The organism is Nocardia pneumoniae NBRC 100136 (assembly GCF_000308755.1).
Classification (GTDB): domain Bacteria; phylum Actinomycetota; class Actinomycetes; order Mycobacteriales; family Mycobacteriaceae; genus Nocardia; species Nocardia pneumoniae.
Genome location: NZ_BAGF01000016.1, coordinates 87,587 through 103,754 on the forward strand (window position 1 = coordinate 87,587; position 16,168 = coordinate 103,754).

8 protein-coding genes are annotated in these 16,168 nt (G+C 68.5%); 5 read left to right on the forward strand and 3 right to left on the reverse strand.

Annotated elements, in window-relative coordinates; all coding sequences use genetic code 11:
• Positions 1-10: 10 nt before the first annotated feature.
• Together ON34_RS03765 and ON34_RS03770 are read left to right on the forward strand one after the other, a co-directional pair.
• Positions 11-5,098 carry a non-ribosomal peptide synthetase gene (locus tag ON34_RS03765; protein WP_040774269.1) on the forward strand — a complete coding sequence of 1,696 codons (5,088 nt, stop codon included), beginning with the start codon at positions 11-13 and terminating at the stop codon, positions 5,096-5,098.
• On the forward strand, positions 5,095-9,633 hold the full coding sequence (locus ON34_RS03770) for a non-ribosomal peptide synthetase (RefSeq protein ID WP_040774272.1): 4,539 nt from the start codon (positions 5,095-5,097) through the stop codon (positions 9,631-9,633). Before ON34_RS03765 ends, ON34_RS03770 begins: the two co-directional genes overlap by 4 nt.
• A gap of 68 nt (positions 9,634-9,701) precedes the next feature.
• Here the strand turns inward: ON34_RS03770 and ON34_RS03775 are convergent, their stop codons facing one another.
• Both ON34_RS03775 and ON34_RS03780 read right to left on the reverse strand, forming a co-directional pair.
• Positions 9,702-11,072, reverse strand: coding sequence for a SagB family peptide dehydrogenase (locus ON34_RS03775; RefSeq protein ID WP_051022119.1), 1,371 nt, complete (start codon positions 11,070-11,072; stop codon positions 9,702-9,704).
• A gap of 40 nt (positions 11,073-11,112) precedes the next feature.
• Positions 11,113-12,090 (reverse strand): ABC transporter substrate-binding protein, encoded by a 978-nt coding sequence (locus ON34_RS03780; RefSeq protein ID WP_040774278.1) that lies wholly within the window; start codon positions 12,088-12,090, stop codon positions 11,113-11,115.
• A gap of 165 nt (positions 12,091-12,255) precedes the next feature.
• Here ON34_RS03780 and ON34_RS03785 point away from each other — a divergent pair, with 165 nt between their 5' ends.
• Genes ON34_RS03785 through ON34_RS03795 form a run of 3 tightly spaced genes read left to right on the forward strand, consistent with a single transcriptional unit; the run spans position 12,256 to position 15,642 of the window.
• Positions 12,256-13,488, forward strand: a complete 1,233-nt coding sequence (locus ON34_RS03785; RefSeq protein WP_040774281.1) for an MAB_1171c family putative transporter — start codon at positions 12,256-12,258, stop codon at positions 13,486-13,488.
• Complete coding sequence (locus tag ON34_RS03790) at positions 13,391-14,524, forward strand: DUF6545 domain-containing protein (protein ID WP_157172155.1); 1,134 nt, start codon at positions 13,391-13,393, stop codon at positions 14,522-14,524. Before ON34_RS03785 ends, ON34_RS03790 begins: the two co-directional genes overlap by 98 nt.
• Positions 14,521-15,642 (forward strand): MAB_1171c family putative transporter, encoded by a 1,122-nt coding sequence (locus ON34_RS03795; RefSeq protein WP_157172156.1) that lies wholly within the window; start codon positions 14,521-14,523, stop codon positions 15,640-15,642. The genes ON34_RS03790 and ON34_RS03795 overlap by 4 nt, the downstream gene beginning before the upstream one ends.
• On the opposite strand, the gene ON34_RS03800 is transcribed toward ON34_RS03795, so the two are convergent.
• A complete protein-coding gene (locus ON34_RS03800; RefSeq protein ID WP_040774290.1) occupies positions 15,591-16,031 on the reverse strand; it encodes a nuclear transport factor 2 family protein in 441 nt (146 codons plus the stop codon). The genes ON34_RS03795 and ON34_RS03800 overlap by 52 nt on opposite strands.
• Positions 16,032-16,168 lie beyond the last annotated feature (137 nt).

Here is a 16,168-nt window from a genome sequence, read left to right on the forward strand (position 1 = left end):
GGCCAGATTCATGTCAGACACCGATGCCACGAGACTTTCCGTGCTCGAGCGCCGCAAGCTGCTTTTACAACAACGATTACGCGAAAGCGGTGTGACCGCGACGGAAGCGGCCGGGAAGCCGCGACCGACGGTGCGAGCCGGGGAACGGTACCCCCTATCGGCAGGACAGCGCAGGATGTGGTTCCTGCAGACCAGGGATCCTGCGGACACGACGCTCAACATCTGCCTCGCCTACCAGTTGACCGGCCCGCTGGACGAGGCGCGGTTGCGCGCCGCGGTCGGTGCGGTCGTCGCCCGCCACGGCATCCTGCGCACCACCTACGGGGTGGACGCGCAGGGCGAGCCGTTCCAGGTCGTCCAGGACGATGCCGAGACCGCTTGGCAGTCGGTGGATCTGACCGATCTGCCCGAGTCAGGTCGCGGGCATCGGGTCGAGGTGCTGACTCGCCGGGAGTTCGGCAGGCCCTTCGACCTGGCCGCCGATGTGCCGTTGCGGATCACCCTGATCAGAACCGGCGCGGCGGAGTTCGTACTGGTGCTCGTCGTACATCACATTTGCTGGGACGACGATGCCTGGGGCGTGTTCTTCACCGAGCTGAACGCCGCGTACAACGACGACGCCGAACGCGTGGACGGTCCGGCGCAGTTCGTCGCGGTCGAGGTACTCGACCCGCCCGCCGAACCGAGTGCCGCCGACATCGAATACTGGCGTACCGCGCTGCGCCCGCTGCCCGAGCCGCTCGAGCTGCCGGGATCCGCTGCCGCGAGCCCGTCGAAGCAGGTCGAACGGCGCACCAGGCGGTTGCCACGTGACGTGGCCGACCGGCTCGACTCCTTCGGACGCGGGCATGCGGCCACGCCGTTCATGGTCCTGTTCGCCGCCTACAGCGCACTGGTGCATCGCTACACGGGAGCAGCCGATTTCGTGGTGTCCGTTCCGGTGACCAACCGAAGGGCCGGAACCGAGCGATCGATCGGCTACTTCGGCAACACCCTGCTGTTGCGCGTCGGCGTGAACAAGAACGACAGCTTCGCCAGCCTGGTCGACGCGGTACGGGAAATCTGTGTCTCCGCCTTCGCGCATCAGAATGTCGGCATCGATCGTGTCATCCGCGAGGTGAATCCGGAGCGTGTCGCCGGTCGTGACGGCATGGATCAGCTGGTGCGGCTGGGGTTCAGCCTGCGCAAGAGTGCCGACGGCTTCGCGCTGGCCGGAATAGAGGCTCGCCAGCTGGATCCGGGCGCACCCACCGGTCCGGTGCCGCTGGCCTTCGCCGTGGTCGTGGACGAGTCGGGCGCGCTGGTCGAGGCCGAGTATCAGGTCGACGTTCTGGCCGAAGCGCTCGTCGAGCAGATGCTCGCGCACTTCGTCCAGTTGCTCGACAGCGCGCTCGCCGAACCCGATCGCCGCCTCGGCGACCTGGACATGCTGGGCGCGACCGACCGCACCGCGATCCTGGAGCAGTCGCACGGCGAACTCGTCGCGAACGAACCGACGACCTTGGTCGCGCTGTTCGAACACCGTGCGGCCGTGGTGCCGGACACCCTGGCGCTGGTCTCGGATACCGCCGAACTGACCTACGGCGAGCTCAATCGCCGGTCGAATCGCCTGGCGCGCTGGCTGATCGGCCAGCGCATCGGCCCCGAGGACATCGTCGGGCTGCGGATGACCACATCGGTCGAGTTCATCGTCGCGATGCTCGGTGTGCTCAAGTCCGGTGCGGCGTACCTGCCGATCGATCCCGCCTACCCCGACGACCGGATCGAGTATCTGGTCGAGGACGCTCGCCCCAGGCTGGTCCTCGGCCGGGTGGAGCTGGATGCCGCGGAATCGGTAGCCGTCGGCGAGCCGGACACCGACCTCACCGATGCCGACCGCGTGCGTCCGCTTCGGCCGGGCCATCTCGCTTACGTCATCTACACCTCGGGCTCGACCGGCAAGCCGAAGGGTGTTCCGGTGCCGCACGCGGCGATCGCCGAACACATCGAGGGTTTCATCGCCGAATGGGGCATGACCGCGGAAGACCGGCTGTTGCAATCGTCTTCGGTGAGCTTCGACGCGTCGCTGCTGGACATCTTCGTCACGTTGGTGCTCGGCGCGCGCTTGATCGTGCCGAAGCCGGACGCGTTCCGCGACATCCGTTATGTCGCCGACCTGATCACCCGTCGCGGGGTCACGGTGCTGCACATGGTGCCGTCGATGCTCAGCACCTTCCTGCTCCTGCCGGAGGTGAGCGAGTGGCGGGCTCTGCGCCATGTTCCCGTGGGCGGTGAGGCGTTGCCGGGCGAGGTGGCCGACAAGTTCGCCGGTGTCTTCGATGCCGAGCTGCGCAACCACTACGGCCCGACCGAGGCGGTGGTCTGCTCGACGCACATGGCGGTGGAAGGGCCGCAGGGCCCCGGAGTCGTACCGATCGGTGTGCCGAACCGCAACGTGTACACGTATGTGCTGGACGAGGCGCTGCAACTGGTGCCACCGGGCGTCGTCGGCGAGCTCTACCTGGGCGGCGACCAGCTGGCGCGGGGTTATCTAGGCCGGTCGGCGCTGACCGCCCAGCGCTTCGTCGCGGATCCGTTCACGCCGGGCGCTCGGCTGTACCGGTCGGGAGATCTGGTGCGCCGGAACGTCTTCGGTGAACTCGAGTTCGTCGGCCGGGCCGACGAACAGGTCAAGGTGCGTGGATTCCGGATCGAGCTGGGCGAGGTCGAGGCCGCGATCGCCGCGCATCCGTCCGTCGGTCGCTGCGTCGTGGTGGTCGCGGAGGACCCGGCGGTCGGCGCCCTGCTGGCCGCGTACCTGGTGCCCGCCGTCGATGAAAGCGGCGCGGCGCACGTCGATCTCGAGCAGATACGCGCGCACGCCGCCGCGGTGCTGCCGGAGTACATGGTCCCCAGCGCCTTCGCGGTGATCCCGGAGATCCCGTTGACCGTCAACGGCAAGCTCGACAAGCGGGCGCTGCCCATGCCGACTCCGGCCGTGGTCCGCAGCTACCGCGAGCCCGCGACGGCCACCGAACGCCGGATGTGCGCGAGCTTCGGCCAGCTGTTCGGCATCGAGCGGGTCGGTGCCGAGGACTCCTTCTTCGAACTGGGGGGCCACTCCCTGCTCGCCGCTCGGCTGGTCGCCCTGATTCGTTCGGACTTCGGTGTGGAGCTCGACGTCCGCGTCGTCTTCGACACCCCGACCCCGGCCGGATTGGCGGCTCGTCTGGTGGCGCAGTTCCACGACCGATTCGGCATCGATCTCGACGCGATGGACGTCGAGGACTCCGCCGCCCCCGAATCGGTCACCGCGCCCGCGTCGGATCGCCCCGTGCTGGCCGAACGCGTCCGACCCGACCGCGTTCCGCTGTCCTACTCGCAGCTGGCGATGTGGTTCCAGTATCGGATGGAGGGCGCGAGCGAGGTCGGCAACCTGCCGTTCGCGCTGCGCTTCGAAGGGCCGCTGGACCGCGCCGCCCTCACCGCGGCGGTGAACGACGTGGTGGCCAGGCATGAGGCGCTGCGGACCAATTTCCCCGAACACGAGGGTGTTCCGTATCAACTGGTGCATCCGGTGCTGGAGGTGCCGGTGCCGGTTACCGCGATCGCGCCGGAGCAACTCGACGCGACGCTTGCCGAGCTGCGCCGCTATCGGTTCGCGGTCGAGTCCGAACCGCTGGTCCGGCCGACGCTGCTCGCGCTCGGCCCGCAGACCCATGTGCTGTCACTGCTGGTGCACCACATCGCCGCCGACCACGCTTCGCTCGGCATCTTCCTCGACGATCTGATCACCGCGTACCGGGCCCGGATCGATGGCCGGGCGCCGGACTGGGCGCCGCTGCGCATCCAGTTCGCCGATTACGCGCTGTGGCAGCGGGAGGCATTCGACCAGGACGGCGCGGGCAATCGGCATCCCTTCGGGCAGGCCGAGATCGAGCATTGGCGCCGGACGCTCGCCGGTCTGCCCGAGGAGATCTCGGTGGCGCCCGATCACCCACGGCCGCCGGTGCTCGGCAAACGGGGTGAGGTGGTGACCTTTCGGGTGCCGGCGGCACGGCGCGAGGGCATCACGTCCCTTGCGGAGCAAAGCGGAGCCAGCGAGTTCATGGTCTACCAGGCCGTGGTCGCGACCCTGCTGCACAAGCTCGGCGGCGGCACCGACATCGCACTGGGTACGCCGGTGGCCTGCCGGGTCGACAAGGCGGCCGAGCCGCTCGTCGGTCTGTTCGCGAATATGGTCGTGCTGCGCAACGATCTGTCCGGTGATCCGACTCTGCGCGAAACCGTCAGCCGCGCCCGCGACGTGGTGCTGGACGCGTACGGTCATCAGGACCTGCCCATCGAGCGCCTGGTGGAGGCGCTCAATCCCCCCAGGACGCGGTCACGGAACCCGCTGTTCCAGAGCATGGTCCACTTCCGGGGCGCGGATTGGGCACCGCAGGAGCGCGATCTGACCGGTACGGGTGCCGCGACCGTCTCGGTGCTGCCGGTGGACTTCGACGTCTCGTTCCTCGACCTGAACCTGAGTCTGAACGTGACCGCGGACGGCGGGCTGGACGTGCGCGTCGTGGTGAACGCCGATCTCTACGAACCGGCGACGGCCCAGCTGATCGCCGACGCGCTGGCGGCGACCCTGGACGCGTACGCGGTCGCCCCGGATCGCTCTGTCTCGGAATTGACGGTGTTGCCCGCCGCCGAGCTGGCGCGACTGCTGGCGCCGCCCATCGCCGTGCCGGTCGGCGATCGGCCGACGGCGGCAACCGGGGGCTCCGCGACCACCGTGCGCACGCTCATCACTCTCCTGGAGGAACTGCTGGAGATCACCGATGTCGAGGCCGAGGACAACTTCTTCGCTCTCGGCGGCGACAGTGTGATCTCGATCCAGTGGTCGGCCCGCGCCGCCGCGCTCGGGCTACCGCTGACGCCGCAGCTGGTATTCGAGCACATGACCATCGCGGAGCTGGCCGCGGCGGTCGATGCGGCCGCGGGCCGGTCCGCGCTGGAATCGGATGACGCGGTGTCGGCGCCGCAGCAGGAGAGCTTGCCGATGAGCGCATCCGGCCTGGACGCCGACGCCCTGGCCGCGCTCACCGCTTCCTGGCAGGCGCAGTCGTGACCGCCGTACCGCCGCAGATCGAGGACGTTCTCGCGCTGAGCCCGTTGCAGGAGGGGCTGTTCTCCCTGTCCCGGCTCAGCGGCGACGGCGTCGACCTGTACACCATGCAGTTCGTCGCCGACATCGATGGCCCACTCGACGTCGGCCTGCTGCGCCGCAGCGCCGAGGCCATGCTGGTGCGGCACCCGAACCTGCGCGCCGCCTTCTGGGACCGGGACGTGCCGAAACCGGTCCAGATCGTGCCGGCCCACGTCGAACTGCCCTGGACCGAACGCGTCGCGGCGCCATCGGAATTCGACGCCATCGCGGAGTCGGAACGCCGCCGCCCGTTCGACCTGAGCCGGGGCCCCGCACTGCGCATCGTGCTGATCACAGTGCCCGGCGCGGGCACACGCCGGATGATCCTCACCGCCCACCACATCCTGATGGACGGCTGGGCGGTGGCGGTGTTCTTCACCGAACTCCTCGCGCTGTACCGGGCGGGCGGATCGCTGGACTGCTTGCCCAAGCCGCGGCCCTACCGGGACTACATCGGCTGGCTGGCGGCCCAGGACACCGCCTCGTCCACCGCCGCGTGGGCCGAGTACCTCAGTGGACTGAGCGGACCGCTGATAATCGCCGACGGCGCGGCCGTCGGCCGGACCGCCATGCCGGAGACGACGAAACTGCGACTGCCCGCGACCGAAACCGCGCAGCTGCGGCAGTGGGCGCGACGCAACGGCCTCACGCTCAACACCGTCGTGCAGTTCGCCTGGACCGTTGTGCTCGGCAGACTCACCGATCGCCGCGACGTCGTGTTCGGCACCACCATTTCCGGGCGGCCCGAGCAGCTGTCCGGGGTGGAGGGCATGGTCGGCCTGTTCATCAACACCGTGCCGGTGGTGCATCATCTCGATCGCACCGCCTCGGTGCTCGAGCAGTGCACGCGGCTGCAACGGGAGTCCGCGGCCATGCGCGATATCGGCTACCTGAGCCTGTCGCACCTACAGCGCGTCGCGGGACACGGCACACTTTTCGATACCCTCTTCGTTTTCGAAAACGCACCGATCGATGAGGCGATTCAGGAGGTCACCGCGCCGGACGGCGCGTGCTTCCGTCCGATCGAGATGGAAAGCCCGGCGCACTATCCGCTGACCGTGGTCGCCCATCTCGACGACAGCGATCTGGTGGTGCTGATCGAGTCGATTCCCGAAGCGCTGCCGCATTTCCCGGCCGCGGAGATCGGCGAGCGACTGCTCACGGTGCTACGGCAGCTGCCGACTGTCGCGGACCAGACAGCGGACGCGCTGAATGTCCTCAATCCGGGCGAGCGCGCCGCATTGCGGGCTGTCGCGGGGCAACCCGATGCCGCCGCCCAGTCGACGGTGTGGGAGCTGTTCGAACGCCAGGCGCGCGCGACCCCGGACGCGCCCGCGCTGACCACCGGCGCGGGGGAGCGGTACACCTACGCCGAGCTGCACGACGCCGCGAGCCGTCTGGCGTGGGAACTCGGCGAGCACGGCGTCGGCCCGGAAACGGTCGCGGCTCTGGTGCTGCCGCGCTCCGCGCAATCGATCATCGCCATCCTGGCGGTGCTCGCCGCGGGCGGCGCCTATGTGCCGGTGGACATCTCGTTGCCTTCCGCACGTATCGAATCCATTCTGCGCCAAGCGCAACCGGTGGTCGCCGTCACCGTGGACGCGTGCCGCGACATGGCCCGGCCGGGGTTGTCCACCCTGGTCCTCGACGACCCCTTGGTGGCCGAGCGCGTTTCCAGCCGTCCCGCGGTCGCACCGCGGGTCCCGCGTCATCGGGAACACCGCGCCTACCTGATCTTCACTTCCGGCTCCACCGGAGAGCCGAAGGGCGTCATCGGCACCAATGCCGCCGTGGCAGCGTATTTCGCCGACCACCGCGACCGCGTCTACCGTCCCGCGACGGCACGCTTGGGCCGCCCGCTGCGCATCGCGCACGCGTGGTCGCTGAGCTTCGACGCCTCCTGGCAGCCCATGGTCGGCCTGCTGGGCGGGCAGGCGCTACATCTGTTCGACGCCGAGGAGATGCGCGATGCGCACCTCTTGGTGGAGGGCATGATCGCGCACGGCATCGACATGATCGACACCACGCCGTCGATGTTCGCGCAGCTGTCCGCGGCCGGGCTGCTCGAGGGCGGGCTGCCGGTGCTCGCGCTCGGCGGCGAGGCGATCGACACCGCGCTGTGGTCCCGGCTCCGCGCACTGCGGGGCACCATCGTCTACAACTGCTATGGACCGACCGAGACCACCGTCGAGGCGGTGGTCGCTCCCGTCGAGGAGTACGCCACGCCGACTATCGGCACTCCGAACCGCGGAACATCCGCTTACGTCCTCGATTCCATGCTGCGTCCGGTGCCGAACGGCGCGGTGGGTGAGCTGTATCTGTCCGGCGCCCAGTTGGCTCGCGGCTATGTCGGCAAGGCCGCTGTCACCGCAGATCGTTTTGTGGCGGATCCGCTGCGGCCTGGTCTGCGCATGTACCGCACCGGGGACCTCGTGCGTCGTCTACCGCATGGCGGCTTCGCCTACCTGGGCCGGGCGGACGCGCAGATCAAGATTCGCGGATATCGCATCGAGATCGGCGAGATCGAGACCGCGCTGCGCAGGCTGCCCGGCGTGACCAACGCCGCGGTGACCGTGGTGCGCCGTGCCGGTGCCGCGAGCCTGGTGGGTTTCGTGGTGCGCCAGCCGAATCGGGACGATGATGTGATCCGGCTGCGGGCCGAGCTCACGGAACGTCTTCCGGCATACATGGTTCCGGCTCGCATCGTCCCGATACCCCGGCTGCCCGTGAACGCCAACGGCAAGCTGGACGGCCACGCGCTGGCCGGGCTTGCCGAGCAAGCGCTGTCCGGCGGTGCGTCCGATGCCGGACACGCCACCGCGTCCACCGGCACCGAGCGGGCGCTCTGCGAAGTGCTCGCCGAGCTGTTCGCGGGCAAGGCTCCCGGCATCGACGAGGACTTCTTCGCGCTCGGTGTGGACAGCATTGTGGCGATCGCACTGGTCAACAAGGCCCGCAGGCGCGGCATCACGGTGAGTCCACGCATGGTGCTGGCCACTCCGACCATTCGCGACCTCGCCGCCGCGATCGACGCTGCCGCCATAACCGCACCTGCCGGGCGCGAGGCCGATTACGGCGAGGTTCTGCCGCTGCCGGTGGTGTCCTGGATGTACGAATACGGCAACTACCGCCGATTCACCCAGACGGCGCTGCTGCGGCTGCCAGCCGGGATCACCCGCGTGGCGATCGAATCGGTCCTGCAAGCGCTGCTCGACGGCCACGACACCCTGCGGGCCGTGCTGCGCGACACCCCTGAGGGGCCGCGCCTGGTGACTCGCGAACCCGGTATGGTCCGCGCGGCCGGACTGCTCACCACCGTCAGCCTGGCGGAGCACACCGGCGCCGAAGTGAACTCGGTTATCACCGGGGCCGCGCGCACGGTTCTGGACGAGATCGATCCGCGCGCCGGCGACATGGTGCGAGCGGTGTGGTTCACCGGCGCGCAGGAGGGTGAGGTGTTGCTGCTCACCGTGCACCATCTTGCCGTGGACGTCGTCTCCTGGCACATCCTCCTGGACGGGATCGCCGAGGCGTGGCGAGCGATCGAATCCGGCGGTGCGCCGAAGACCTCGCCGGAGTCCACTTCCTACCGGCGGTGGTCGAAGCTGATGTGGGAGCGGGCCGCCGCGCCGGAGGTGCTGGCCCAGCGCGGCTACTGGGCCGAGCAGGTCCGTGACCCCGATCCGGCGCTGGGACAACGACATCCGGTGCCCACAATCGACACCTGGTCGACCCTGCGGGTGACCTCGTCGGTCACTTCGGTGTCGCTCACCGAACGCATCCTGGCGACGCTCACCAGGGAAGAAGGCGTGCGCGAATTCCTGCTCGCCGCGTTGACGATGACGATCGCGAGCTTGCGGCGCGAACGCGGGCAGGACCCGGCGTGTGGCGCGCTGATCGCGTTGGAGGGCCACGGCCGCGCGGATGCCACGCTGGACACCGACACGACGAACACGCTGGGCTGGTTCACCAGCGTGTTCCCGGTCCGGCTCGGTGTCGGTCCGGTGGCGGTGGACGTCGCACGGGCGGAAGCGGATCCGGCGGCGGCCCGGTCCCTGCTGGACTCGGTTACCGCGCATCTCGGGGCGATCCCGCAGCAGGGTCTGGACTACGGCCTGCTTCGGTACGTGTCTCGTGTCCCGGAATTGCAGGCGGCCGCCGAACCTCAGGTCGAGTTCAACTACCTGGGTCGTGTGGACCTGAGCGGGGCTGTCGATCAACCATGGTCGCTGCTCACCGGCCCGCGCAATGACGCGCTGCCGCTGGATCCAGAACCGGATCTGCCGCTGCGCTACGCGCTGGACGTGATCGCGGGTATCGGCAGCACAGCCGACGGCCCGCAGCTCACGACGAATTGGCGCTGGAGCGCGGCGCTGTTCAGTGGTGCCGACGCCGACCGCCTGACCCGGCTCTGGCAGCGCAGCATCGCCGCGCTGGCTGCCGCGAGCGAGCAGTGACCCAGGACGCACGACGGCCCCTCCGGATCCGGAGGGGCCGTCGCGGCAGATGACCGTAGTGGCGTCGCTCAGGCAGGTGACCCGACGATGATGCTGCCCACGTTGCATTCGGATAGTTCGTCCACGCCTGCCGCGACGCCGAACGCTGCTGTATCACTGAACCCTTGCGCGACTACGCCCAGGCCCATGGCCGTTGCGGCCAGGTAGACGGTCTGCATGAAAACGCCGACGTGCTTGAGGATGTTGGCGTAGCCGACCTGCTCGTACCCCCACATCACCCGGCCCGCCCTGGCCGAGACCAGCAGCAGGACCTGTGGTTCGGCGCCCTCGGCGAGGGTTGCCGAGGTAGTGCGCAGCAGTCGCTGCACCGCGGGCGAATCGGCGGGCGCGACGGGGCGAAGCACGTGGTCGAACGAATCGTAGTGGTACATGCCTTCGCTGAGCCCGGCGACGTGGCGCACCACCGGGTAGACCTCCAGTTCGTGCACACTTCCGCCAGAAGGGTAAGGACGCGAGGTCAATTCCTCACCGCCGACGGTTTCCACGGCGCGGGTGCGCGCCGTGCGATAGAGCAGTTCGGCCAGCTGATCGAGGGTGATGGGCGCACTGTCATCGAACGCGCGACAAGAGGTCCGATCCTCCAGTACCGCGGTCAGGCTGGGATCCTCGGCGCGCAGTGCCGCCAGGTCCGGGACCGGGAGGGTCACCGGCGCGCCCGGATACGTCGACTTTCGGGCCGGCGGCGACGGAAACTGGCCCTTCGCCCACTTGGTCGGGCCGAAGTTCTCCCACGTGACGGTGCGTTCACCGAGCGTGCTGCGCCGGTGGAACCACAGATCGGGCGCGCTCCAGCTGCGGGTGGTGAACTCCCGGTCCTCCGCGTCGGCGTCGGCGACCAGGAATCCACACCAGTGCAGGTCCTCGGCGAACTGTGCCTTGACCGCGATCGGCAGGTTGGCATCGGCGGCGCCGGGGCCGTCCAGTAGCGCGAGCAACCGCGGGTCGTGGATGCGCAGATCGCACCACGCTTGCGGGTGTTCCAACACGAAACCGATCGAGTCCCGATGCAACACAGCGAATTTCGACAGCGTCGCCGACCAGGGCAGCGCTGTGGTCGGCCGCGCGGGCGGCTGCCCGAACGGCTGGATGGTGTAGAGGTCGCGGCCGCCGTCGCGCACGGTGACCGCCAGCCAGCCGCCGTCGGCCAGCCTGTCCATCAGTCCGGCGACGTCGGCGTCGCCCGCGCCCGCGGACATCTCGGCCACCGTGGCGGGGCCCTGGTTCAGCGTTTTCAGCGCCTGGAGCTGACCGGTGGCCAAGCCGGTCAGCTTCTCGTTGTGCGGCGGATTCAACAGCACCGCGCCCGCCGGGGTGGTCAGACAGGTGACACCAGCCCGCAGCGCGAATCGGGTCTGGTCTGGATATGTGAGCGCGGGCACGACTGCTACCTCCGCTTGTCGAATCGATGTGATCAGAGCGCTATTTCGCCGCGTTGGCGAAGGCGGGCTCGAGTTTGTCCAGCAGGTACGGAACCGAAAGCGCGGTCGGCTGGTTCACCGCGGAGATCTCCATGGTGGTGAGGAAGACCACAGCCCCTTTCCGTACCGCGGGCAGTTCCGGGTAGCCGGGCAGCTGTCGGTACTTCTCGTCCAGGCCCGGGGAGTAGCCGGCGAGCAGCAGATCGGCCTGCAACTCGTTCACGCGCTCCGGTGACAGCGCCAGCCTGCCCTGGTTGGCGGGCTGCTCGGAGAGATTCTTCGGGATCGTCATGCCGAGCTGAGTGAACAGCTTGCTGGAGCCGTCATTCGGATCGGTCAGCACCATGAGCTGCGACGGACCGGCCAGCCAGGTGCTGGCGAAGGTCTTGCCCTTCAGTCCGGGATTCGCCGCGGCGATGGCGTCGAGCCGCTGGCGCACTCCGGCGATGACCCGGTCCGCGTCGGTTTCCTTGTGCAGCACCTTGCCCAAGGTCGTCACCTGGTCCTGCCACGGGGTCACCGCGTCCTTGCCGAGGGCGGGCAGCGTCGGCGCCAGCTTGGACAGTTCGTCGTAGGTCTTCTGATCGGCGATGAATGGATCGGCGAGGATAAGGTCCGGTTCCAGGGCCGCCACCTGCTCGGCGAGATTGCCTCCGGTGTTGAGCGCCTTGGCCGATGCCAGCGTCGCGGGCTCCCACGGGACCGCGGTCTTGGCCAGCACGCCGATGTTGTCGATGTAGCCGACCGGGGTGATGCCCAATGCCAGCGTGGCGTCCAGCCATTGGTTGCCCAGGGCGACGATCTTCTCCGGCGTGCCGCTGATCGTCGTGCTGCCCCGCGCGTGGGTGACGGTCACCGGTGCGCCACCGGCATCCGCGTCGTCGCTGGACGACCCGCATGCGCTCAGCCCCAGCGCGAGTACGCTCGCCACCGCGGCGACCGCCGCCCGGGACCAGCGGGACTTCCGAATCGACCTCATTGCCTCACCTCTCTGCACCGAGTGATCCCCGATGACTCGACCGAGCCCAGATCAGCATAGGTCAGCCTTGCCTTACTAGATACCGCTGGGTGGTGGGCAGGTCGCTTGCCGAGCGGCTTCGCGAGAGTTGGCGGGGGTTCATCCCACGCCCTACTGTCGGCGGCGATGAACACTGTTCCGGTCTCGATACTGGTGTCGGTCGTCGTCCTCGCCGCCGTCGTAACGGCCGGGCGGTGGCTTCTGGTCAACGAGACAGCGGCCGATCGGCTGATCAATCGGGCGTGGAGCTGGAATCTGCTCGGTCTCCTGCTGTACGGCGTCACATCCGCGGCGCATTGCCCCGACCTCGGGCGGCGGCTGTTTCTCGGCGGTGGTCTGATGGCTGTCGGCAACATATTCGGGCTGGCCCGGCTCGTCGACGGCGCCGATACGGAGACCGCCCGCCGACGGCAGCGCCGGTACGATGCGGCGTCAGCCGCGGCCGCCATTTCGGTGTTCATCGGTGAACCCGTCGTGCACGGTGCTCTGCCGATGGAATACACCGAATTCATCTGGGCAATGACCGCGGTTCCGATGGCCTTCAGTGGGTTCCTTGTCGGCCGTGCCGCTTTCCGGGAGCTGCGCATCGGGGACTCCTCGACGAAGGAGAGACTCACCTACACGGCGTTGCTCGCGTTTTCGGTCTACTGGTCGGTCTCATCGGTGATCGCACTGGTCCGGTCGATCGCCGGCACTCCGCCGAGCGAGCCGGGGAGGGTGTGGGCCGTGTTGGCCTTCCTCATGCTCGCCGTCGTGACCCTGCTGACCGCGATCCCGCTGATCACCGTCCTGCTCGCGCGCGCGGGATGGGATCGGACCGGACGGGCCTGCCGTCGCCTGCGGCCGCTGTGGCTGGACCTGACGGCGGCGGTGCCGGAAGTCGTTCTGTTCGACGATTATTCGCTTCCAGGGGAGTCTGCCTCTCGGCTGTACCGGATGACCGTGGAGATCTGGGACGCCCTGCTGCACCTGAAGCCGTACCTGCCGATGCCCGCTGAGCGCGGCGCTCCCGCTGAGATCGACAACGACGTGCGCGGCTACGCGCTCCGGCTGGCGCAAGCCGTGCGGGCGAAGCGCGACGGACGCGGACCTACCCCGGACCTTCCCGCCCGGAGTGTGGCGCAGGCGCAACCGCGCGATCGAGCGGCGGAACTGCGATACCTGCTCGAACTCGCACATGAATGGCCGAAAGCCGCTGCGGTGGGCCGGTGCTCTGCTCGGGGTGGTGCCACGCGCGACACGGATCTAGGCTCGGCCCTCGATGAACGCTGTACCCGCGTGGATCCTGACCGTGGTGGTCCTGTCGGTGGGGATCGTCACCGTGGGCCGCTGGTTCCTGGTGAACGACATGACCATTGATCACCGGATCAACCACGCGCTGACTTGGGATCTCGGTGCGCTGGCGCTGTATGGGCTCGCCCGCGGCCTCGGCCTCGACGGCCTGGCATGGCAGTTGTTCGCCTGCGGCGGCCAAATGGCGTTGGCGCATGTGTACGGCTTCGCCAGATTGCTCGACGGAGCCGATCCGCAGACAGCCGACCAGCGTCAGCACCGCTACAACCTGGCGGCCGTCGCGGTGGCCGCTGTCTCCGTGCTGCCGTCGGTGCCGGGCATTCCGATCGATCGCGCCGTCGACTGGAGTGGAGTGGCCTGGTTCGCGTCGAGCATGGGCTGTACGTTGTGCGGGGTGCTCTTCGCTCGCGCCGCGCTGCGTGAGCTCCGCACGGCGGATCCACCGAGGCGGGAACGGCTGGCGTACTTCGCGCTCTGGGCGGTCGGCGTATACGTCATCGTTGCCTGCGCGGTCGCGGCAGTGCGCACGGCGTTCGGGATTCGGCCCGAGGATCCTGGGGCGGCGTGGGCAGCCGGCGCTTTCATCGTGCTGGTCGTTCTTGCCGCTCTGGCCGGGATACCGCTGCTGAAGACCATTCTCGCGCGGACGGAGCTGGACCGCGCGGGGCGGCGCTGCCGCCGACTGCGCCGGTTGCACCGTGATCTGACAGCCGTGGTGCCGGAAGTCGTCCTGGCTCGAGTGGACTCGGCACCCTCGGAGTCCAGTTCCCGCCTGTATCGCATGACAGTCGAAATCAGAGACGTCTTGTTGCATCTGAAGCACTACACGACCACTGTCGACGAAGCCGATCCCCACCGCTATGCCCGCCAGATCGTGGTGGCGGCGCGGGCCAAAGCTCTCGGGGTACGACCGATCGCACAGGCTGGACACAGCGGTACCGGCACCCGTTCCGGCGCCGACCGGTCCGCCGAGTTGCGGAGCATGCTGGATCTGGCCCGAGAATGGCCGAAAGCCGTTGCGGCCGAGAGTTGCCAGCGCACCATGCGCTCAGTTGACGGCTGGACCACGGACCACCCGGTGACCTACCGTCGAGCGCGATGAACGCTGTTTCTGCTTCGGTGGTGCTGTCGGTCGTCGTCTTCGTCGCCCTGACGACCCTGGGGCGGTGGCTCCTGGTGAACGAGACGAGCACCGATCGGCTGATCAACCGCACCTGGAGCTGGGATGTCGTTGCTATCCTGCTGTACCAGGCCGCGGTCGCGTTGCATCATCCCGCCCTTGGGCGGTCTCTCTACCTTGGCGGTGCGCTGATGGGAATCGCCAGTTTCTACGGGCTGTCCCGGTTGCTCGACGGCGCCGATCCGGGGAGCGCGCGCCGACGTCAGCGCCGATACGATTCGATATCCGCAGCCGTCGCCATCTCGTTGATACTCGGCACGCCGGTCGTCCGGGGAGCGTTCGGGATCGACTACACCGAAGTGGTCTGGATGCTTTCGGCGGTTCCGGCGGCCTTCTGTGGATTCCATTTCGGGCGGGCCTGTATTCGCGAACTGCGGGCCGAAGGCTCTCCGACGCGCGAAAGACTCACTTACGCCGCATTCTTGGCGTTCTCGATCTACTGGTCGGCCTCGTTTGCGATCATGATCGGCCGCGCACTGGCCGGCACGTCGCCGAGTGAATCCGGCACAGCGGCGGCTGTCGTGGCCTACCTCATGCAATTCCTGCTCACACTCTTGACCGCGATCCCCCTGGTCACCGTGCTGCTGGCGCGGACAGGATGGGATCGGACCGGACGCACCTGCCGTCGCCTGCGTCCACTGTGGCGCGACCTGACCGCCGCCGTGCCGGAAGTCGTCCTTCGCCACGACGGTTCGACGCCATTGGGCTCGGCCTCCCGGCAGTATCGGATGACCGTCGAAATCTGGGACGCACTGCTGCACCTGAAACCGTATGTGTCCGAACCCGCTTCGTCCGTCGCGATGGAGATCGACGTGCGCGGCTACGCGCGCCGATTGGCACGAGCCGTCCGAGCGAAGCGTGCGGGCAACGCACCGGCAGCTGCCTTCCCCGCTCGGGGCCCGGTGCAGGAGCCTCGCGATCGTGAGGCGGAGTTGCGGTACCTGCTCGAACTCGCCCACGAGTGGCCGAAAGCGGTCGCGGCGGTGGGCTACGAGTCCAGCACTCCGCATGCAGCCGCGATTGCCGCGGTGTCCCAGTAGAAGGGGTACACCTCGGCGATACGGCCGTCTGCGAAGGTGATGGTCTGCAAGATCGCGAAGGAGAGCTCTCGACCGGTCGCGCGTGCACGCGCGTGCACTTCGGTATGCACCACCGTGGCATCGCCGGTCGCCAGGAAGCGCTGATCGAGCAGGTCGAACTTCTCCCAGGTGTCGCTCATCGCGAGGAAGAAGCGCTCCATGCCGTCGTGACCGCGCCAGGTCCCGCCGTACGGCAGGCTCTCGGCCTGATAGAGCACCACGGTAGGGGAGAAGAACGGGGCGAGCAGGTCGAACGAGGCGGAGCCTGGACCGCCTGCCGCCAGGTATTCCGCCTCGGCCTCGTACATTCCGGTCAGCACGGTCATCGGGTCGCTGGCAGTCCGCGTCATGTGGCCAGTCTCGCGATCGGCCTGTCGCGGCACCGGCGGTTATCGGACGTTGAGCTGCCCAATCCGATTTCCGCCCACGCATCGCGTGTGAGATGCGCGGGAACCGGTGCGCACTGTTCCAGTGGGTGCGCGCCCGC

What these genes read in the sequence shown, in the direction of transcription:
- ON34_RS03765 (WP_040774269.1), top strand. Translation starts at nt 11, where the DNA reads ATGTCAGACACCGATGCCACGAGACTTTCCGTGCTCGAGCGCCGCAAG.
- ON34_RS03780 (WP_040774278.1), bottom strand. Translation starts at nt 12,090, where the DNA reads ATGAGGTCGATTCGGAAGTCCCGCTGGTCCCGGGCGGCGGTCGCCGCG.
- ON34_RS03785 (WP_040774281.1), top strand. Translation starts at nt 12,256, where the DNA reads ATGAACACTGTTCCGGTCTCGATACTGGTGTCGGTCGTCGTCCTCGCC.
- ON34_RS03790 (WP_157172155.1), top strand. Translation starts at nt 13,391, where the DNA reads ATGAACGCTGTACCCGCGTGGATCCTGACCGTGGTGGTCCTGTCGGTG.
- ON34_RS03795 (WP_157172156.1), top strand. Translation starts at nt 14,521, where the DNA reads ATGAACGCTGTTTCTGCTTCGGTGGTGCTGTCGGTCGTCGTCTTCGTC.
- ON34_RS03800 (WP_040774290.1), bottom strand. Translation starts at nt 16,031, where the DNA reads ATGACGCGGACTGCCAGCGACCCGATGACCGTGCTGACCGGAATGTAC.